Source organism: Siccibacter colletis, from assembly GCF_000696575.1.
Classification (GTDB): domain Bacteria; phylum Pseudomonadota; class Gammaproteobacteria; order Enterobacterales; family Enterobacteriaceae; genus Siccibacter; species Siccibacter colletis.
In genome coordinates this window covers 400,860-419,706 of record NZ_JMSQ01000001.1, presented here as the reverse complement: position 1 = coordinate 419,706, position 18,847 = coordinate 400,860, and the positions used below count along the sequence as shown (strand labels likewise).

Here is an 18,847-nt window from a genome sequence, read left to right as displayed (position 1 = left end):
ACACAGACATCATTATTTTTCAGGACTGCACTGCATGACCTCAGCCGCACTTACCCGCGCTACGCCTTCAACCTTTGCCGGAATGGTTATTATCGGCGGCACCATCATTGGTGCCGGCATGTTTTCCCTGCCCGTGGTGATGTCCGGCGCCTGGTTCTTCTGGTCGCTCGCGGCGTTAGTGTTTACCTGGTTCTGCATGCTGCACTCCGGGCTGATGATCCTCGAAGCCAATCTCAACTATCACGTCGGTGCCAGCTTCGACACCATGACCCGCGACCTGCTGGGTAACGTCTGGAACCGGATCAACGGGCTGTCCATCGCGTTTGTGCTCTACATCCTGACCTACGCCTACATCTCCGCCAGCGGCTCGATCCTGCACCATACGTTCGGCGAACTGTCGATAAACGCCCCGGCGCGTCTGGCCGGTCTGCTGTTTGCGCTGGTGGTCGCGTTTATCGTCTGGCTCTCCACCCGGGCGGTCAGCCGCATGACGGCGATTGTCCTCGGGGCGAAGGTGATCACCTTCTTCCTGACCTTTGGCAGCCTGCTGGGGCATGTCGAGCCCGCGACGCTGTTTAACGTGGCGGAGTTGCACCCAAGCTACACGCCTTATCTGCTGATGACGCTGCCGTTTTGTCTGGCCTCCTTTGGGTATCACGGCAACGTCCCGAGCCTGATGAAGTACTACGGGAAAAACCCGCGCGTTATCGTGCGCTGCCTGATCGGTGGCACCTTGCTGGCGCTGGGGCTGTATGCCGTATGGCTGCTGGCGACGATGGGCAACATTCCGCGCCATGACTTCATCGCAATTGCGCAGAAGGGCGGTAACATTGATGTACTGGTGCAGGCGCTGAGCGGCGTGCTGAACAGCCGCAGCCTGGATCTGCTGCTGGTGGTGTTCTCAAACTTTGCAGTAGCGAGTTCGTTTCTTGGGGTGACGCTGGGGCTGTTCGACTATCTGGCCGATCTGTTCGGATTTGACGACTCCCGCCTCGGGCGCCTCAAAACCGCGCTGCTGACCTTCGCACCGCCGATTATCGGCGGGCTGCTGTGGCCGGATGGTTTTCTCTACGCGATTGGTTATGCCGGGCTGGCGGCCACTATCTGGGCGGCAATTGTTCCTGCATTGCTGGCGCGTGCTTCCCGCAAACGCTTTGGCAGCCCGCAGTTCCGGGTCTGGGGTGGAACGCCGATGATTGTGCTGATTCTGGTGTTTGGTATCGGAAACGCGCTGGTGCACCTGATGTCGACCTTCGATCTGCTGCCGGTCTGGAACTAAGCCATAAAAAAAGGTGGACAGGCTGACGCTTATCCACCTGGTTTTACGCTAAAGAGAATCAGCCCAGCAGTTCTTCCTTCACCTGCATCGCCAGATCGAAAGAGTGCAGGCGCGCGGCGTGATCGAAGATCTGACCGTTGACCATAATCTCATCTGCCTGGGTTTCACGCAGGATCGACTCCAGCCCGTGACGCACCTTCGCCTTATCGCCTACCAGCGACATGCTCAACGCCTGCTGAACGCCGTACTGCTCGGATGGCGACCAGAAGCTCTCCATGTTTTCAATCGGCGGCGGCAGTTGCCCGGTCTCGCCGCGGCGCAGCTTCACGAAGGCCTGCTGCATGGAGGTAAACAGGAATTCCGCATCGCGGTTGCTGTCGGCGGCCACGATGTTGATGCACACCATCGCATAGGGCTTCTCAAGCCGCGCCGACGGTTTGAAGTGGGTGCGGTAGAGGTGCAGCGCCTGGAACAGCATATCCGGCGCGAAGTGGGAGGCGAACGCAAACGGCAGCCCCATCTGCGCAGCGAGCTGTGCGCTGTACAGGCTGGAGCCGAGCAGCCAGACCGGAATGCGCGAACCGTAGCCCGGCACCGGGCGCACAGGCGGGTTTGGATCGCGGGCATCAAACCACTCCACCAGCTCCGCTACGTCGCGCGGGAAATTATCGATATCGCCGCTCATATGACGACGCAGCGCCATCATGGTGCGCTGATCGCTACCCGGTGCACGCCCCAGGCCCAGATCGATACGCCCCGGATACAGGGTATCCAGCGTACCGAACTGCTCGGCGATCACCAGCGGCGCATGGTTTGGCAGCATCACGCCGCCGGAACCGAGGTGCAGCGTCGTTGTGTTCGCCGCAAGATAGCCAATCAGCACCGAGGTAGCAGCGCTGGCAATCCCGGTCATGTTGTGGTGTTCCGCCAGCCAGAAGCGGTTGTAGCCCCGGCGTTCGGCGAGGCGCGCCAGATCCAGCGAATGGCTGAAGGCGTCGGCGGCGGAAGATCCCTGCGGGATCGGGGCGAGGTCGAGTACGGAGAAAGCAACGGTAGATTTATCAGACATAACGGCTCACTTTTTTCTTTGCCTGCCGGCATGACGCGGCGCCAACAGCATAGTCATCAGATTGAAGGTCTTCTTCCAGCCTGGCTCATTCCGGGCATTTTGCCCGGCGAGCCGCCAGAAAGCTGTCATTTCAATACTGCATGAAAAGTGCTGTCACCGCGTTAACAAAGTGAGCTGTTATCAGGCTTGCAGTTCAAGCCCGGCGAGGCGACGCCAGTAGCCGTTGCAGTCACTGTTCGCCGTCAGCGGCAGCGGTGCGGCACCGTTTTCATTGGCGCGAAACGCGTCAATCAGCGCCAGCGTTTCCAGGCCGCTCGGAGAGAGCCGCACCATATCCACCAGCCCCTGCATGGCCGTCAGTTCATTGCCGAGGTTGTAGACGTAACCGCTCATGGTCTGAATGCCGTTCAGGACGAACACCTGCTGATCCTCCTGAGAGAGCACCGGCCGCCCGTTGGGGTAGTTAATGCAGCAGGTTTCGCACTCGTCCTTCGGACGATCTTCCGAACGGGCGGTAAAGCAGCGCGCGGAGTACGCCAGCGGCAGATGGCCGTAGCTCAGCACTTCCACTTCAAAGCGCTCGCGAATGCCGAGCTGTTGACACTGGTTCAGCAGGTTGATCAGCCAGTCGCGCGACAGCTCCACCGGCATGCACCAGCGCGTCATGCCCTGATTAAGCAGGATCTTCAGGGTCACCGCGTTATAGCAGTTCAGGGCGTGGCCCGCGACAAACGGCAGCTTGCGCTCGGCGGCCATATTGACCGTGCCGAGATCGTTGGCTTCAATCAGAAACTCGCCGTTATCCACATAGCGCTTCACTTCCGTAAGTTCTGAGGGAGCCTGTACCAGCGCGAGGGTGGAGAGCACTACCTGCTTACCGGAACCGGCGAGCTGACGGGCCAGATCCAGCCAGTCAGCGGTTTTGGTGGCGCGGCGCTTGCTGCACACCGTCTCGCCCAGGTAAATGACGTCGGCGCTGCTGTTTGCGGCCTGTAGATAGAACGCCTCAAGGGTTGCTTTTGGCCAGTACCAGAGCACCGGTCCGAGAGAGTATTTCATGGTGACTCCTTTACTGCCATTTACGGTGATAGGCACCCAGCGTGGTCTGGGTGCCTTCTGCCATCGCGCCGAGGGTCTGCATCCATTCGGCATGTGGCGTGTAGGCCTGCGGGTTGGCCATGCAGCGATCGATAGCCTGCCGCCAGACGCGGGCAACCTGGCTGACGTAAGCCGGGCTGCGCTGACGACCTTCGATTTTCACCGAAGCGATATTGGCCGCCAGCAGCTCCGGCAGCAGCTCCAGCGTATTCAAACTGGTGGGCTCCTCCAGGGCGTGATAGCGCTGACCGTCAACCTGATAGCGGCCTTTGCACAGTGTCGGGTACCCGGCGTTCTCATCTTCTGCATAGCGGTCAATCAGCACGTTGTTCAGCCGCGACTCCAGCCCCTGCGGCGTCTGCTGCCAGCGCACGTAGCGTGCCGGGGAGCAGGCACCCACAGTATTAGGCGATTCGCCGGTCAGCCAGGAGGAGAGATAGCAGCGGCCTTCTGCCATGATGCACAGGCTGCCGAAGGCAAACACCTCAAGCGGCACCGGCGTGACCCGGGCGAGCTGCTTCACCTGATGAATTGACAGCACGCGCGGCAGCACCACGCGCGCGACGTCGAAATGGTTGTGGTAGAAGCGAATCGCTTCTTCGTTTGTCGCGGAAGCCTGCACCGAGACGTGGCGTTCAATGTGCGGATAGCGGGTCGCGGCGTACTCCAGCATCGCCAGGTCGGCGAGGATCAGCGCGTCCGCGCCAAGCTGGGCTGCCATATCAACCGCACGCTGCCAGCGCTCGTAGCCGTCAGGGTGGGCAAAGGTGTTGATTGCGATGTGCAGTTTGCGCTTGTGCTGGTGAACAAAGCTCACCGCCTCCTGCAGCTTCTTTTCGGTAAAGTTCAGCCCGGCGAAGTGGCGGGCATTGGTGTCATCCTTCAGGCCAATATAAACCGCATCGGCACCATTCTCGATGGCCGCCTTGAGGGCCGGAAGATTACCGGCGGGGCAAAGCAATTCCATAAGATTTCCTGCATGGTTGGAATGGCGCATTGCGCCGCAGCGCTGCCCGTTTTTTAAGCAGCGAAAATGTTAAGTGAAGGGGGATTTTAGTTAACCCTTTGCGAATAATTTTTGATTTAAGGCATTTATTGACGTATTGATGGCATCCATAAAGGGGTAGCCTGAACTGGCCGATAGTTGATTTATGCCGCTATTCGCTCTGGGGTATATGGCACAATGTCCGGATATTTTTTTACGAGGAGAAGGGTACGTGTTGAATAAACTTCGTTCGCGTCTGGTTCGTACCGGACCATCTTTGCTGAAAACGCCGGTAAAAATGGTGCCATTCGCGCTCAAGCGTCAGGCGCTGGAGCAGCTGCTGCACTGGCAGCTCGGTAAGGCGCTGGCAGAAGGCGAACTCGAGTTTCTCGACGGGCGCTGGCTGAGCATTAGCGTGCGCGATATCGATCTCTCATGGTGTATCTCGCTGGAAAACGATCGGCTGGTGGTACGCGAAAACGCGCCGGCAGACGTCTGCTTCAGCGCCGACGCCAGCGATCTGCTGATGATCGCAGCACGCAAGCAGGATCCGGATACCCTCTTTTTCCAGCGCCGCCTCATTATTGAGGGGGATACCGAGCTGGGTCTGTACGTTAAAAACCTGATGGACACCATCGAGCTGGACGCCATGCCAAAACCGTTGCGTTTTATGCTGATGCAGATGGCCGACTTCGTCGAAGCGGGTATGCGTGACGCCCCCGACTCCCGTACTACTTCTGTAGGTGAAGCATGTTAATCCGTGTTGAAATTCCCATTGATGCGCCAGGCATTGATGCGCTGCTGCGCCGTACCTTCGAGCGTGACGCCGAAGCGGCGCTGATCCGCGAGCTGCGCGAAGATGGCCTGTTAACCCTTGGCGTCGTCGCCACCGACGATGAAGGGCAGGTTGTCGGCTACGTAGCCTTTAGCCCGGTGGCGGTGGAAGGCGAAGAGCTGCAGTGGGTGGGCCTCGCACCGCTGGCGGTTGATGCGGCGTACCGCGGCCAGGGATTGGGCAGCCAGCTGGTGTATGAAGGGCTGGATTCGCTCAACGAGTTTGGCTATGCCGCCGTGGTTACCCTTGGTGAGCCGGCATTTTACGGCCGTCTGGGCTTTGAACCGGCTGCCCGGTATGGCCTGCACTGTCGCTGGCCAGGTGCCGAAGCAGCGTTCCAGCTCCGTCCGCTGGCCGACGACGCGCTCAACGGCGTCAGCGGCCGCGTGGAGTACCAGGAACATTTCAATCGCGTGTAGCGGCGGCCTCGTCGCATACCTCGCCCAACGTCTGGTGACCAAGCAGGTCGCCAAACGTCACGCTTCCGGCAACCAGTTGTTCTTTTTGCCGTTTCGTCAGCTGTTTAATACGATACTCCGCCCGCAACGCGGCGGAGCGATCGCCTACCAGCGTGCTGAACACCATCGTCAGTTCCCCTTTGCCGCGTAGTGAGCGCGCGCCTTTTCCCTGCTGATGCTGGCGCAGGCGACGTTCCACGTCCGTTGAGATGCCGGTATAAAGACGATTATCGGCGGTGCGGATAAGATAGAGATACCAGGGTGACATAAGCGTTATGGCGTTATCGGGCATGGCGCTACCCTAGCACAGCCTGGCGCAGGTGGGCAGGGTCAGTTAACAGGAGAGAGCGTGGAGAATCGGGAAAGAATCAGCCGCTGGCTGGCGAAACAGCATGTGGTGAGCTGGTGCGTGGCAACAGAAGACGACATGTGGTGCGCCAATGCCTTTTACTGCTTTGATGCAGACAGCATGGTGCTGTGGCTGCTCAGCGACACCGGGACGCGTCACGGCAGGCTGACGGGGGAGGCGGCTCGGGTCGCCGGCACGATCAGCGGCCAGCCGAAAAACGTCGCCTTGATCCGCGGCATACAGTTCAAAGGTGAGATTCGATTGCTGAATGGCCCGGAAAGCGACGCGGCGCGTAGCCGCTACTGCCGCCGCTTTCCGGTAGCCCGTGCAATGTCGGCCCCGGTCTGGGAGATCCGGCTCGATGAACTGAAGTTCACCGATAACACGCTGAGCTTTGGTAAGAAATTCTACTGGCTACGCGAGCCTTCAGGCACCGAGCAGGCGTAGCGCCTCGCGGTTAAACGCGGGCAGATCGTCAGGGGTACGGCTGGTTACCAGCTGATCCTTGTCGATCACCACTTCCTGATCGTGGAACTCAGCACCGGCGTTTTTCACGTCGATGATGATCGGTTTCACGGTTGTCAGTTTACGTCCGCGGATCACGTCGGCGCTGATCAGCAGCTGCGGTCCGTGACAGATGGCGAATACCGGTTTGCCGCTGTTCACAAAGTCGCGGGTGAAGCTGACGAAGCGCTCGTCGCCGCGCAGCGAATCCGGCGAGTGGCCGCCCGGCAGCAGCAGTGCGTCGAACTCCTCCGGCGTCACATCGTCAATGGATTTGTCGATGGTGACTTCCGCTTCTCCTTGCTTACCTTTCACGGTATTACCGGCTTGTTTTTCAATCGTGACCACCTCGTGGCCCGCTTTACGGAACGCCTCAGCCGGTGAGGTGAACTCTGAATCTTCAAACTCGTCGGTGATCAAGACTGCAATCTTCTTGCTCATATTTCCTCCGTTGTTTTGGTTTCAGATGCATCATGCTGTGAGGTAATTCACCGTAAATGGTAAATAATTAACAAACACAGGTTATTAAGCCTGGTACAGGCACACCACATTGCAACACGGACTTATCTGTAAAGGGGGCAACGATGAGCCGCATACTGATTACCGGCGCGACCGGGCTGGTGGGAGGGCATTTGATTCGCCTGCTGAATGATGACCCACGCGTTACACAGATCGTCGCACCGACCCGGCGTCCGCTGCCACCGATGCGCAAAGTGACGAATCCGCGCGATCCGCAGTTGACCGATGTGCTGACGCAGCTGTCGGAGCCGATTGATATTGTCTTTTGCTGCCTGGGTACCACGCGGCGTGAAGCGGGGAGCAAAGAGGCGTTCATCCTTGCCGACTATACGCTGGTGGTGGACACCGCGCTGGCCGGGCTGCGGCTCGGCGCAAAGCATATGCTGGTGGTTAGCGCGGTGGGTGCCAGCAAGCGCTCGCCCTTCTTTTACAATCGGGTGAAGGGTGAGATGGAAGCCTCGCTTATCGCCCAGCAGTGGCCGCGACTTACCCTTGCGCGGCCCTCTCTGCTGCTGGGCAAACGTGAAAAACGACGCCCTGGCGAGTCGCTTTTTGCCCCGCTGTTTCGCCTGCTGCCCGCGAAATGGCGCTCGGTGCAGGCCAGCGACGTTGCCCGCGCCTTGCTAAACGAAGCTTTTTCGCCGGCGCGAGAGGAGGTAACTATCCTGAATTCCGGTCAATTGCACGAGAAAGCCACACAAACGCCGCTGATTTAGCCCTTTTCAAGCGCCAGCCCCAGGCGTAGTATGAGCGCGGTTTTTACAACAAAATCATTACAAATTATCCATTCAGAGGAATGTTATGGCTGGTCAGTCTTCATCTCTCGCGGTCAAACCAGTCGTCTGGTGGAAACCCGCGCTCTTCTTTCTCGTTGTTATTGTCGGCCTCTGGTATGTGAAATGGCAGCCGTATTACGGCAAAGCCTTTACCGCCTCCGAAACGCACAGCATCGGTAACTCTATTCTTGCTAACGTCAGCGACAGCCCGTTCCGGGCGGCGCTCGACTATGCGATGGTCTATTTCCTGGCGGTATGGAAAGCCGCGGTGCTGGGGGTGATCCTCGGCTCGCTGGTGCAGGTGCTGATCCCGCGTAACTGGCTGGTGCGCACCCTGGGCCAGCGTCGTCTCTCCGGCACGCTGTTTGGGACGCTGCTGTCGCTGCCGGGCATGATGTGCAGCTGCTGTGCTGCGCCGGTGACGGCGGGTATGCGCCGCCAGTCGGTGTCGATGGGTGGGGCGCTGGCGTTCTGGATGGGCAACCCGTTGCTCAACCCTGCAACGCTGGTATTTATGGGCTTTGTGCTGGGCTGGAATTTTGCCTTTGTGCGTCTGCTGGCGGGTATCCTGACCGTGGTCGGCGTGGCGCTGCTGGTTCAGCATTACACCAAAGACGATGCTCCGGTAATTGTCGATATGCCTGCTGAAGAGAACGTGGCGGACGAACAATTTATGCGCCGCTGGGGCAGCGCGCTGTGGAACCTGTTCTGGAGCACCATACCGGTATACGTACTGGCCGTGCTGGCACTCGGTGCGGCGCGCGTCTGGCTGTTCCCGCATGCGGATGCCGGGATCGACAATACGCTGTTTTGGGTGGTGATGATGGCGATTGCCGGCTGCCTGTTCGTTATTCCTACCGCCGCCGAAATCCCCATCGTGCAGACCATGATGATGGCGGGCATGGGTGTGGCACCGGCGCTGGCGCTACTGATCACGCTGCCAGCAGTGAGCCTGCCGTCGCTAATTATGCTGCGCAAATCATTCCCGGCGAAAGCACTGTGGCTTACCGGTGGGCTGGTTATTCTGTGCGGGATACTTCTCGGCAGCGTAGCGCTGATCTGATAAGCACGCCCCCTCGCGGGAGTGAGGGGGCGCGTAAGATTACTTCAGGATCGTAAAGGCGGTGGTGACGTGTTTGACACCGCTGACGCGGCTGGCGGTATCCGCTGCCGCCTGTCCTTCACGTTCGGTCACCAGGCCGAGCAGGAACACTTCCCCGTTTTCGGTAGTCACCTTCACATTAGAGGATTTCACCTGATCGCTTGCCAGCAGCTGGGAGCGCACTTTGGTGGTGATCCAGGTATCGCTTGAGGCGGTGCCCAGGCCAATCGGCTGGCCGCTGCGAATTTCGTTATACACCTCGGTTGCGCCATCGACACCCATCGCAATCTGCTTCGCACGCGCAGAGAGGTCGCTTCCCGGAGCCTGACCGGTCAGCAGCACTTTACCCTGATAAGCGGTAACGTTGATGCGCGCGTCTTTCTTCAGCTGCTCATCTTTATCCAGCGCGTTGTTTACGCGTACTTCAAGCGTACCATCGTCAACCTGCGTCCCCACGGTGCGCGGGTCGGTGGCGGTTTTGGTAGCGACAGCGGCGCTGCCGACGACGACGGCACCCACACAACCCTGTAGCAGCAAGGCAGAAATCAGAATAGCCAGTGGCGTTAATGCCTTCATGAATGCTCCTTAGTCATCCTGGTGTGGAAAAAGCGTGTTATCAATCAGATCGCACAAGCAGTTCACCGTCAGCATATGCATCTCGTGGATGCGCGCGCTGCGGTGCGAAGGGATACGAATTTCCACATCCTGTGGTCCCAACAGCCCGGCCAGTTCGCCACCGTCATAGCCGGTCAGCGCGACGATAGTCATATCTCGGGTTACTGCCGCTTCGACGGCTTTGACAATATCACGACTGTTGCCGCGGGTAGAAATCGCCAGCAGGACATCGCCGGTATGTCCGAGGGCGCGCACCTGCTTGGCATAGATCTCTTCGTGCATGCGGTCGTTAGCGATCGCCGTCAACACCACGTTATCGGTACTCAGCGCAATGGCAGGCAGGCTGGGGCGTTCGGTTTCGAAGCGGTTAATCATGCTGGCAGCAAAATGCTGTGCGTTGGCCGCTGAGGTGCCGTTGCCACAGCAGAGGATTTTGTTACCGTTTAGCAGAGACTGAACCAGCGTCATCGCCGCGCGGGAAATTGCGTCTGGCAGCGCTTCTGCCGCCGCAATCTGAGTTTGAATGCTTTCTGTGAAGCAGACTTTAATTCTTTCGAGCACGATGGTCCTTACTAAAGTAAGCGGGTAAGCGTGCTACCGCGCTGTCGAAGCAGCAGCCGCACAAGCGAACGGTAACGTAACTTACCTGCGATATAACAGAGTGACGGGCCTGGCGCCTGCGGGTCAGGAGGGCAGAGTGAAGGCGTTCGTAATCCACTCTACGTCGTCGCCGGTGAAGGCTAACACATCAAACCGGCAATCCACAGTATCAAAACTTCCGGAATGTCTGGCGAGCCATACGCGGGCGGCGCGTAATAACTTTTGCTGTTTACTGCGGGTGACGCTGGCCGCCGCACCGCCATAGCGCGCAGAGCGGCGGTAGCGCACTTCGATGAATACCGTTACCTGACGGTGCATCATAATCAGATCGATTTCGCCGCCGCGTTCATGAACGTTAGCGGCGACGAAGCGCAGTCCCTTGCGCTCAAGCCAGGCGCGCGCGCGCGTTTCGAAGGCGGCGCCTGTCTGCTGGCGGGTTAATTCGCCGGGACGATTTGACCCTGCTGGTATCTGAGCCACGTTAACTTCCTGTTAATGACGCAGTCCTGGGTGGCGGTCAGCTCGCCGGTGTTGCCCGCCAGGTGGAAGCCCGGCACCTGACGCATTTGCGAGAAGTTGTTCGCCAGCGACCAGGCATCAACGCCCATCGCGTAGAGACGAGCCAGTGAATAGTCGTTATTCACCGCCGCCAGCGCCTGCTGCTGCAGCGCCGGGTTAGCGCCGGTCAGCATCGGGATATCGCTGAACTGCATGCCTTCCATCTCCAGACGGAAGTCGGCACCCGCGCCACCCTGGGCGCTGCGCGAGCTGGCATACAGCGAAGCACCGCTCTGGCTGCCCGCGCGCATAGCGATCATCGGTTTGATCAGCGCCACTTCTTCCTGGGTTGCCACAATATAGGCCGCATCAACTTTGCCGCTGCCCGCGGTGATCTGCGCATCGGTCGGTGGTGCCGGGATGGTCAGACCGCCAATGGTGACGCTCTCCTGCTGCGGCAGGCTGGCGCTTACCGGGCTACCGGTCAGGGCGATGCCCGAGCCGCTGTTAATGCCCATTTTCAGCTCGGCGGTGGAACCAAACTTCTGCTCCAGCACAATACCGCCGCCAAGTTTGCTCCATTCAGCGGCAAAGGCGCTGCTGACGCGACTACCCAGTGCGCTACGCGGCACCAGCAGCAGCGGCGCGCGTTTGCCCTCCTGCCAGATGTGATTCGCTGCATCGCGGGCTTCATCTTCCGGCGACAGGGCGAAATAGCAGATGTTGGCACGGCTTTCGACGTTTTCCGGCTGGTTAAGCGCCAGCACGTTGAGCGGCGTGTTGCTCTTCAGCAGCTCTTCGACGCTGTTCTTCAGCAGCGGGCCAATAACAATACTGGCGCCGTCCTGCTGGGCCTGATTCAGCACCTGAGCCAGCGGCTGCGAGCTGGTGTCGTAGACCTTCAGTTCGGCACCTGGATTAGCCGGCGCGGCGGCGGTTGGCGTGGGTGCCGCTGCCGGTATGGCGGACTGTTCCGGCTGCGCGTCCGGGGTTTCCGGTTCGTTGGTGAGATCGTTTACTGCCGCCTGCGACGGGCTGGCGACCGTATCCGGTGCCTGCACCGGCTGTGCTGCCGTACCCGTTTCGGCAGTAGCGGTGGCGGTTGCAGGCGCGCTGACCGGCGTCACCGGGCTGGTACCGGCGTTTTTCGCCGCTTCAAAGCCCTGCTGGATGGTGCGGCCAAACACCGCCGCCTGACCGTTCAGCGGCAGCAGCAGCGCGATTTTATTGGCGGATGCCGGCTGGAATTTCTGCACGTTGGTCAGCGGCGTCGGCAGTAGCTTCGCGCCGGGGTTATTCGGGTAGCGGGTCTGCCAGTCGCGGATTGCGGCTTTCATCAGTTCCGGATCGTTGCGGTTGTCGAACCAGACGCGCTGCAAATCGAGCCAGCCCTGAAGCGTGTTTTCATCGGCGTTGATTACCAGCGCATTGGCTTGCTCCGCAGTCATCTGCGACAGCGTCTGCCAGGTGGTATCGATATTTTTCTGTTTGTCGGCACCGGTCACCAGCGGCTCTTCGGCGATTAAGGCGCGCAGCAGCGAAAGCGACGGACGCCCCTCGCTGGCAACAATCACGGCGTGCCAGTAGCGCGCCTGCTGCGGTTGTTCGAGGTCGCCCGGCTTGATGTTATTGAGCAGCGCCGTGGCGGCAGGGTAGTCGCGCTGCGCCAGCTTCGCTTCTGCGCCCAGCAGCGCCTGTTCATTACGCTGATGATTATCGAGCGCTTCCGGCAGCTGGTTAAACAGCGTCACGGCTTCGTTGGTCTTGCCCTCTTTCAGCAGGGCACGAATGGCGAGTAATTGCCAGTTGGTCTTGCTATCATCAGACGCCTGCTGCATCTGGTTGAGATAGTAACCGGAATCCGCCTCGGCTTTCCCTTGCATATGCGGTGCAGTCTGATCCGGCGCCTGGGTGCCGCAGCCAGCGAAGAACAGCGTCGCCAGCACTATCGGCAGACAGCGTGCGGTGTTAGAACGATAAAAAATCGACGGTACCATAACGTATCCAATGTTATTTTTTTACTCAATGCTCAATAGTAAATCGGCAAAACGGACGAAACAATGAAACAACACGATTCCGCGGAGAATTCCCAGGGCAAGCTGTATATCGTGCCGACACCTATCGGCAACCTGGGCGACATTACCCAGCGGGCGCTGGATGTGCTGCAATCCGTTGATCTTATTGCCGCAGAAGATACCCGCCATACCGGCTTATTGCTCCAACATTTTGCCATTAATGCGCGCCTCTTCGCATTGCATGACCATAACGAACAACAAAAGGCGCAAACCCTGCTGGCGAAGCTGCAGGACGGGCAAAATATTGCGCTGGTGTCAGATGCCGGTACGCCGCTGATTAACGATCCGGGCTACCATCTGGTGCGCACCTGCCGTGAAGCGGGGGTGCAGGTGGTGCCGCTGCCGGGCCCCTGCGCTGCAATTGCCGCGCTCAGCGCTGCCGGGCTGCCGTCGGACCGCTTCTGTTATGAAGGCTTCCTGCCGGCAAAATCGAAAGGGCGACGCGATACGCTGCGCGCGCTGGAGCAGGAGCCGCGCACGCTGATTTTTTATGAGTCCACCCATCGTCTGATCGAGAGCCTGGAAGATATTTGTTCTGAACTGGGCGAGACGCGTTACGTCGTGCTGGCGCGGGAGATCACCAAGACCTGGGAGTCGATTCACGGCGCGCCGATCGGCGAGCTGGTGGCCTGGGTCAAAGAGGATGAGAACCGTCGCAAAGGCGAGATGGTGCTGATTGTCGAAGGGTTCAAAGCACAGGAAGAAGCACTGCCTGCCGATGCACTGCGCACGCTGGCGCTGCTGCAGGCCGAGCTACCCCTGAAGAAGGCCGCGGCGCTGGCGGCGGAAATTCACGGCGTGAAGAAGAATGCGCTCTACAAATACGCGCTGGAGCAGCAGGGGGAGTGACCCGGCTACGGCAATAAAAAAGCACGGCACATGCCGTGCTTTTTTTATCCGCGTGGTATCAGCGCGTAGGGTGGGTAAGCGTAGCGCACCCACCTCTGGAGCATCACCGGTGGCGGGTGCGCAGGCTTACCCGCCCTACGGCAATTTGGCACATGCCGTGCTTTTTTTATCCGCGTGGTATCAGGTCACCGGTGCCGGGTTAAATACCGCCAGCTGGTTGTGCAGCCCCCACTGGTCGGAAAACGTTTTTTTACGTCCGCTCGCTACGTCCAGAATAAAGTGGAACAGCTTCCAGCCCACGTCCTCGATGCTCTCTTCCCCGGTGGCGATAGTGCCGGCGTTAATGTCCATTAAATCGTACCAGCGGTTCGCCAGCTCGGTGCGGGTCGCCATTTTGATCACCGGCACCGCCATCAGACCGTAAGGAGTGCCGCGTCCGGTGGTGAAGACCTGCACTGTAATGCCGGAGGCCACCTGCTGCGTGCCACAGACAAAATCGCTGGCCGGGGTGGCGGCGTAGATCAGGCCGCGTTTGGTCGGACGCTGACCCGGTGACAGCACTTCTGAAATGGCGCTTTTGCCCGATTTCGCAATCGAGCCGAGCGCTTTCTCCACCACGTTCGCCAGCCCGCCTTTTTTATTGCCGGGGGAGGGGTTAGCGCTGCGGTCGGTTTTACCCATGTCCAGATAGTTGTCGTACCACTCCATCTCTTCCAGCAGGCGTCGGCCGACGTCTTCATTAATGGCGCGCGGAGTGAGCAGGTGGATGGCATCGCGTACTTCGGTCACTTCCGAGAACATCACCGTGCCGCCGCAGCGTACCAGCAGGTCAGAGGCATAGCCCACCGCCGGATTAGCGGTAACGCCGGAGAACGCATCGCTGCCGCCGCACTGCATGCCCACAACCAGTTCAGACGCCGGGCAGGTTTCGCGCTGGCGCTGGTTGAGTTTTGCAAGGTGACGCTCCGCGACGCGCAGAATGTCGTCCACCATCGAGCGGAAGCCGACGTGCTGTTCATCCTGCAACCGCACAATGCTGGCATCGTCCACCGCAATCGCCTGCACGTCTTCGGTGCCCTGCAGCAGGCGCTCCGGTTGCAGTTTCTCGCAGCCAAGGCCGATCACCATCACTTCGCCGCCGAAGTTCGGGTTAAGCGCAATATTATGAATGGTGCGGATGGGGATCACCGCCGCCGGGGCATTGATTGCCACGCCGCAGCCGTACAGGTGATTCAGCCCCACCACGCCATCCACGTTCGGATAGCGCGGCAGCAGGTCGCGTTCAATCAGCTTAATTACGTAATCAACCACCCCCGCCACGCAGTGCACGCTGGTGGTGATGCCGAGCAGATTCTTGGTGCCGACGCTGCCGTCGGCATTGCGATAGCCTTCGAACGTATACCCTTCCAGCGGCGGCAGCGGCTCAGGCACGCGGGTAGCAAGCGGAAGCGTATTCAGCGGCGGCGCTTTCGGCAGCTCCACCAGCGACTCTTCAATCCAGCTACCGCGCGGGATCTCGCGCACCGCATAGCCGATCACTTCACCATAACGCACGATTTCGCCGTGCGCCGGAATGGTTTCCAGCGCCACTTTATGGCCCTGCGGAATATGCTCAATCAGCTCCAGCCCGTCAGGAAAGCGGGTACCCGCTTTCAGGCCGTTATCATTGACGATAATGGCGACATTATCGGTGTCATGAACTTTTATATAAAACGCCGCAGGAGGCTGTTGTTTAATTTCGATGCCGGCCATTGTTCACTATTCTCCAGCTAAGAAGTAAATATCAAAGCGAGCTTATTTGTGGCGCTCGTTATCTTTTATGAATGAATCTGCACGCAAGAATGTCAGCTGCGAATAAATAAGAATGTGATGGCGATCACTTATTTCCCCGGCGCCGCGCCGTACCTGACGGGCAAAAATAAAATCTGTGGCAGAGCGCCCACGATTATGTGCGAATGCCCAGGATGGATTCTTGAATTAATAAGTTTGTAAGGCTTATGCACAGTGCCGCATGGCCCTGGCCTGCCTATACTGGTGAGGATTTCAGTGCGTTCTAACACTAACGCTTTTATTTAATTACTCCGGGATACTTCCCATCAAAAAATAAAAATCCGAATTACGCTCTCTATGCCGAGGATTACAATAATGTTACTGGATACCGCTGTTGAATCTAAAAAGGGGATGCCCACCCGCTATTTAATATTGCTGATAATATTCATCGTCACCGCGGTGAATTACGCTGACCGCGCCACGCTTTCTATTGCCGGTACCGAAGTGGCAAAAGAGCTTCAGCTCAGCGCCGTATCAATGGGCTACATTTTCTCTGCATTTGGCTGGGCTTATCTGCTGATGCAAATCCCGGGCGGCTGGCTGCTCGACCGCTACGGCTCGAAGAAGGTTTACACCTACAGCCTGTTCTTCTGGTCGCTGTTCACCTTCCTGCAGGGGTTTGTCGATTTCATGCCGCTGGCCTGGGCCGGCATCTCAATGTTCATGATGCGCTTCATGCTCGGCTTCTCCGAAGCGCCGTCCTTCCCGGCGAACGCCCGTATCGTCGCCGCCTGGTTCCCGACCAAAGAGCGCGGCACCGCCTCGGCGATTTTCAACTCGGCACAGTACTTCTCGCTGGCGTTGTTCTCGCCGCTGCTCGGCTGGCTGACCTTCGCCTGGGGCTGGGAGCACGTCTTTACCGTGATGGGCGTCATCGGTTTCGGCCTGACATTCATGTGGGTGAAGTTCATCCATAACCCGACCGATCATCCACGTATGTCCTCCGAGGAGCTGGCGTTCATCTCTAAAGGTGGCGCGGTGGTCGATATGGATCACAAAAAGAAAGACGGGGCGAACGGCGGTCCGAAGCTGCACTACATCAAGCAGATGTTGACTAACCGCATGATGCTTGGCGTATTTTTCGGCCAGTATTTCATCAATACCATCACCTGGTTCTTCCTCACCTGGTTCCCGATTTATCTGGTGCAGGAGAAGGGGATGTCTATCCTCAAAGTAGGCCTGGTGGCATCCATCCCGGCACTGTGCGGCTTCGCCGGCGGCGTGCTCGGTGGGGTGTTCTCTGATTCCTTAATTAAACGCGGCAAGAGTCTGACCCTGGCCCGTAAGCTGCCGATCGTGGTGGGTATGCTGCTCGCCTCCACCATCATCCTGTGCAACTACACCGACAGCGAAGTGCTGGTGATCGCCCTGATGGCGCTGGCTTTCTTTGGCAAAGGGTTTGGCGCGCTGGGCTGGCCGGTCATCTCCGATACCGCGCCAAAAGAAATTGTTGGCCTGTGCGGCGGCGTCTTCAACGTGTTCGGTAACGTGGCCTCTATCGTCACCCCGTTGGTGATTGGCTACCTGGTAAGTGAACTGCACTCCTTTAACGCGGCGCTGGTCTTCGTTGGCTGCTCGGCACTGATGGCGATGGTTTGCTATCTGTTCGTGGTAGGCGACATCAAACGTATGGAACTGCGCAAATAAGCAACGGCTACGGCAAGGTAAACGCGATGAACGATATTTTCCCAAACAAATTCAAGGCCGCGCTGGCGGCCCATCAGACCCAGATTGGCTGCTGGTCGGCGCTGGCGAACCCGATCAGCACCGAAGTGCTCGGCCTGGCGGGTTTCGACTGGATTGTGCTGGATGGTGAACACGCCCCTAATGACGTCACCACCTTTATTCCGCAACTGATGGCGCTGAAGGGCAGCCACAGTGCGCCGGTAGTGCGCGTCCCGACCAACGAGCCGGTGATCATCAAGCGCCTGCTGGATATTGGTTTCTATAACTTCCTGATTCCGTTTGTGGAGAGCGAAGAGGAAGCGGTACTGGCGGTGGCGTCCACCCGCTATCCGCCGGAAGGCATCCGCGGTGTGTCGGTCTCCCACCGTGCCAACATGTTCGGCACCGTGCCGGACTACATGAATCAGTCCAACAAAAACATCACCATCCTGTTGCAGATCGAAAGCCAGCAGGGTGTGGACAGCGTTGACGCTATCGCCGCCACCGAGGGCGTGGACGGCATCTTTGTCGGCCCAAGCGATTTGGCCGCGGCGCTTGGCCACCTCGGCAATGCCTCTCACCCTGAGGTGCAGCGCTGCATTCAGCATATATTCGCCCGCGCTAAAGCGCACGGTAAGCCCTCCGGCATTCTCGCACCGGTCGAGGCCGATGCACGTCGCTACCTGGAGTGGGGCGCAACCTTCGTTGCCGTCGGCAGCGACCTCGGTGTTTTCCGCGGCGCCACGCAGAAACTGTGTGACGCTTTCAAAAAGTAACCACCCCCGACATTAACGAGAGAGACAAAGCTATGACGATGAAAGTTGGTTTTATTGGCCTGGGTATCATGGGTAAACCAATGAGTAAAAACCTCATCAAGGCGGGTTATTCGCTGGTGGTGTCAGACCGTAACCCGGAATCGGTGGCGGAAGTGATCGCTGCCGGAGCCGAAAGCGCCAGCAGCGCCAAAGCCGTTGCTGAGCAGTGCGATGTCATCATCACCATGCTGCCTAACTCCCCGCACGTGAAAGAGGTTGCTCTGGGCGAGAACGGCATTATCGATGGCGCGAAAGCGGGCACCGTGGTGATCGATATGAGCTCCATTGCGCCGCTGGCCAGCCGGGAGATCAGCGAAGGGCTGAAGGCAAAAGGCATCGATCTGCTGGATGCCCCGGTAAGCGGCGGGGAACCAAAAGCCATCGACGGCACGCTGTCCGTGATGGTGGGCGGCGACAAAGCGCTGTTCGACAAGCACTACGATCTGCTGAAAGCGATGGCCGGTTCGGTGGTGCACACCGGTGATATCGGCGCGGGCAACGTCACCAAGCTGGCAAACCAGGTCATCGTGGCGCTGAACATTGCGGCGATGTCTGAAGCGCTGACGCTGGCAACCAAAGCGGGCGTTAACCCGGAACTGGTGTTCCAGGCGATCCGCGGCGGTCTGGCCGGCAGTACGGTTCTGGAAGCGAAAGCGCCGATGGTACTGGATCGCAACTTCAAACCGGGCTTCCGCATCGATCTGCATATCAAGGATCTGGCGAACGCGCTGGATACCTCCCACGGTGTAGGCGCACAGCTGCCGCTGACTGCGGCGGTCATGGAGATGATGCAGGCGCTACGCGCAGACGGTCACGGCAACGATGACCACAGCGCGCTGGCCTGCTATTACGAAAAACTTGCCAAAGTCGAAGTGAGCCGCTGACGGTCCGGGCGCGCAGGCGCCCGTTATCCCTTTCCACGCATG

Annotated in this window: 20 protein-coding genes; 10 read left to right on the top strand and 10 right to left on the bottom strand. The window is 58.9% G+C overall.

From position 1 onward, the window contains the following. Positions 1-34: 34 nt before the first annotated feature. Positions 35-1,279: a tryptophan permease gene (gene mtr / locus ET34_RS0101990; RefSeq protein ID WP_031519012.1), complete on the top strand. Its 1,245-nt coding sequence runs from the start codon at positions 35-37 to the stop codon at positions 1,277-1,279. A 58-nt stretch (positions 1,280-1,337) separates the two neighbouring features. On the opposite strand, the gene ET34_RS0101985 is transcribed toward mtr, so the two are convergent. The 3 genes from ET34_RS0101985 to ubiU all read right to left on the bottom strand — a co-directional run bounded on the left by ET34_RS0101985 (position 1,338) and on the right by ubiU (position 4,413). Beyond that, positions 1,338-2,348 (bottom strand): luciferase-like monooxygenase, encoded by a 1,011-nt coding sequence (locus ET34_RS0101985; protein WP_031519011.1) that lies wholly within the window; start codon positions 2,346-2,348, stop codon positions 1,338-1,340. Between the two features lie 180 nt (positions 2,349-2,528). Then, positions 2,529-3,407, bottom strand: coding sequence for a U32 family peptidase (locus tag ET34_RS0101980; protein WP_031519010.1), 879 nt, complete (start codon positions 3,405-3,407; stop codon positions 2,529-2,531). A gap of 10 nt (positions 3,408-3,417) precedes the next feature. Beyond that, the gene (ubiU, locus tag ET34_RS0101975; RefSeq protein WP_031519009.1) at positions 3,418-4,413 is read right to left on the bottom strand and encodes a ubiquinone anaerobic biosynthesis protein UbiU; all 996 of its coding nucleotides are present in this window, start codon (positions 4,411-4,413) and stop codon (positions 3,418-3,420) included. 250 nt (positions 4,414-4,663) lie between these two features. Here ubiU and ubiT point away from each other — a divergent pair, with 250 nt between their 5' ends. Then, positions 4,664-5,188, top strand: a complete 525-nt coding sequence (gene ubiT / locus ET34_RS0101970) for a ubiquinone anaerobic biosynthesis accessory factor UbiT (RefSeq protein WP_031519008.1) — start codon at positions 4,664-4,666, stop codon at positions 5,186-5,188. Further along, positions 5,182-5,685: a GNAT family N-acetyltransferase gene (locus ET34_RS0101965; protein WP_031519007.1), complete on the top strand. Its 504-nt coding sequence runs from the start codon at positions 5,182-5,184 to the stop codon at positions 5,683-5,685. The genes ubiT and ET34_RS0101965 overlap by 7 nt, the downstream gene beginning before the upstream one ends. Here the strand turns inward: ET34_RS0101965 and ET34_RS0101960 are convergent. Then, a complete protein-coding gene (locus ET34_RS0101960) occupies positions 5,672-5,992 on the bottom strand; it encodes a GIY-YIG nuclease family protein (protein ID WP_051640443.1) in 321 nt (106 codons plus the stop codon). The genes ET34_RS0101965 and ET34_RS0101960 overlap by 14 nt on opposite strands. Positions 5,993-6,073: 81 nt before the next feature. Here ET34_RS0101960 and ET34_RS0101955 point away from each other — a divergent pair, with 81 nt between their 5' ends. Continuing rightward, the gene (locus tag ET34_RS0101955) at positions 6,074-6,520 is read left to right on the top strand and encodes a YhbP family protein (RefSeq protein WP_031519005.1); all 447 of its coding nucleotides are present in this window, start codon (positions 6,074-6,076) and stop codon (positions 6,518-6,520) included. On the opposite strand, the gene ET34_RS0101950 is transcribed toward ET34_RS0101955, so the two are convergent. Further along, positions 6,500-7,018: a type 1 glutamine amidotransferase domain-containing protein gene (locus ET34_RS0101950; protein ID WP_031519004.1), complete on the bottom strand. Its 519-nt coding sequence runs from the start codon at positions 7,016-7,018 to the stop codon at positions 6,500-6,502. The two genes, ET34_RS0101955 and ET34_RS0101950, sit on opposite strands and share 21 nt — an antisense overlap. A gap of 143 nt (positions 7,019-7,161) precedes the next feature. On the opposite strand from ET34_RS0101950, the gene ET34_RS0101945 reads away from it, so the two are divergent. Further along, the gene (locus ET34_RS0101945) at positions 7,162-7,812 is read left to right on the top strand and encodes an NAD-dependent epimerase/dehydratase family protein (RefSeq protein WP_031519003.1); all 651 of its coding nucleotides are present in this window, start codon (positions 7,162-7,164) and stop codon (positions 7,810-7,812) included. 85 nt (positions 7,813-7,897) lie between these two features. Continuing rightward, positions 7,898-8,935: a permease gene (locus ET34_RS0101940; RefSeq protein WP_031519002.1), complete on the top strand. Its 1,038-nt coding sequence runs from the start codon at positions 7,898-7,900 to the stop codon at positions 8,933-8,935. A gap of 39 nt (positions 8,936-8,974) precedes the next feature. Here ET34_RS0101940 and dolP read toward each other — a convergent pair whose 3' ends face one another. The 4 genes from dolP to ET34_RS0101920 all read right to left on the bottom strand — a co-directional run bounded on the left by dolP (position 8,975) and on the right by ET34_RS0101920 (position 12,684). Beyond that, positions 8,975-9,550: a division/outer membrane stress-associated lipid-binding lipoprotein gene (gene dolP / locus ET34_RS0101935; protein ID WP_031519001.1), complete on the bottom strand. Its 576-nt coding sequence runs from the start codon at positions 9,548-9,550 to the stop codon at positions 8,975-8,977. A 9-nt stretch (positions 9,551-9,559) separates the two neighbouring features. Further along, the gene (diaA, locus tag ET34_RS0101930; protein WP_031519000.1) at positions 9,560-10,150 is read right to left on the bottom strand and encodes a DnaA initiator-associating protein DiaA; all 591 of its coding nucleotides are present in this window, start codon (positions 10,148-10,150) and stop codon (positions 9,560-9,562) included. A 123-nt stretch (positions 10,151-10,273) separates the two neighbouring features. Further along, on the bottom strand, positions 10,274-10,669 hold the full coding sequence (locus ET34_RS21430; protein ID WP_072001938.1) for a YraN family protein: 396 nt from the start codon (positions 10,667-10,669) through the stop codon (positions 10,274-10,276). Continuing rightward, on the bottom strand, positions 10,627-12,684 hold the full coding sequence (locus tag ET34_RS0101920; protein ID WP_031518998.1) for a penicillin-binding protein activator: 2,058 nt from the start codon (positions 12,682-12,684) through the stop codon (positions 10,627-10,629). Before ET34_RS0101920 ends, ET34_RS21430 begins: the two co-directional genes overlap by 43 nt. A gap of 63 nt (positions 12,685-12,747) precedes the next feature. Between ET34_RS0101920 and rsmI the strand changes: the two genes are divergently transcribed. Then, a complete protein-coding gene (gene rsmI / locus ET34_RS0101915) occupies positions 12,748-13,611 on the top strand; it encodes a 16S rRNA (cytidine(1402)-2'-O)-methyltransferase (RefSeq protein ID WP_031518996.1) in 864 nt (287 codons plus the stop codon). 180 nt (positions 13,612-13,791) lie between these two features. On the opposite strand, the gene garD is transcribed toward rsmI, so the two are convergent. Next, complete coding sequence (garD, locus tag ET34_RS0101910; RefSeq protein ID WP_031518991.1) at positions 13,792-15,363, bottom strand: galactarate dehydratase; 1,572 nt, start codon at positions 15,361-15,363, stop codon at positions 13,792-13,794. 393 nt (positions 15,364-15,756) lie between these two features. Here garD and ET34_RS0101905 point away from each other — a divergent pair, with 393 nt between their 5' ends. Genes ET34_RS0101905 through garR form a run of 3 tightly spaced genes read left to right on the top strand, consistent with a single transcriptional unit; the run spans position 15,757 to position 18,805 of the window. After that, a complete protein-coding gene (locus tag ET34_RS0101905) occupies positions 15,757-17,088 on the top strand; it encodes an MFS transporter (RefSeq protein WP_031518989.1) in 1,332 nt (443 codons plus the stop codon). A gap of 26 nt (positions 17,089-17,114) precedes the next feature. Beyond that, entirely contained in the window at positions 17,115-17,882 is a 768-nt protein-coding gene (gene garL / locus ET34_RS0101900) for a 2-dehydro-3-deoxyglucarate aldolase (protein ID WP_031518988.1), read from the top strand. A gap of 32 nt (positions 17,883-17,914) precedes the next feature. Beyond that, positions 17,915-18,805: a 2-hydroxy-3-oxopropionate reductase gene (gene garR, locus ET34_RS0101895; protein ID WP_031518987.1), complete on the top strand. Its 891-nt coding sequence runs from the start codon at positions 17,915-17,917 to the stop codon at positions 18,803-18,805. Positions 18,806-18,847 lie beyond the last annotated feature (42 nt).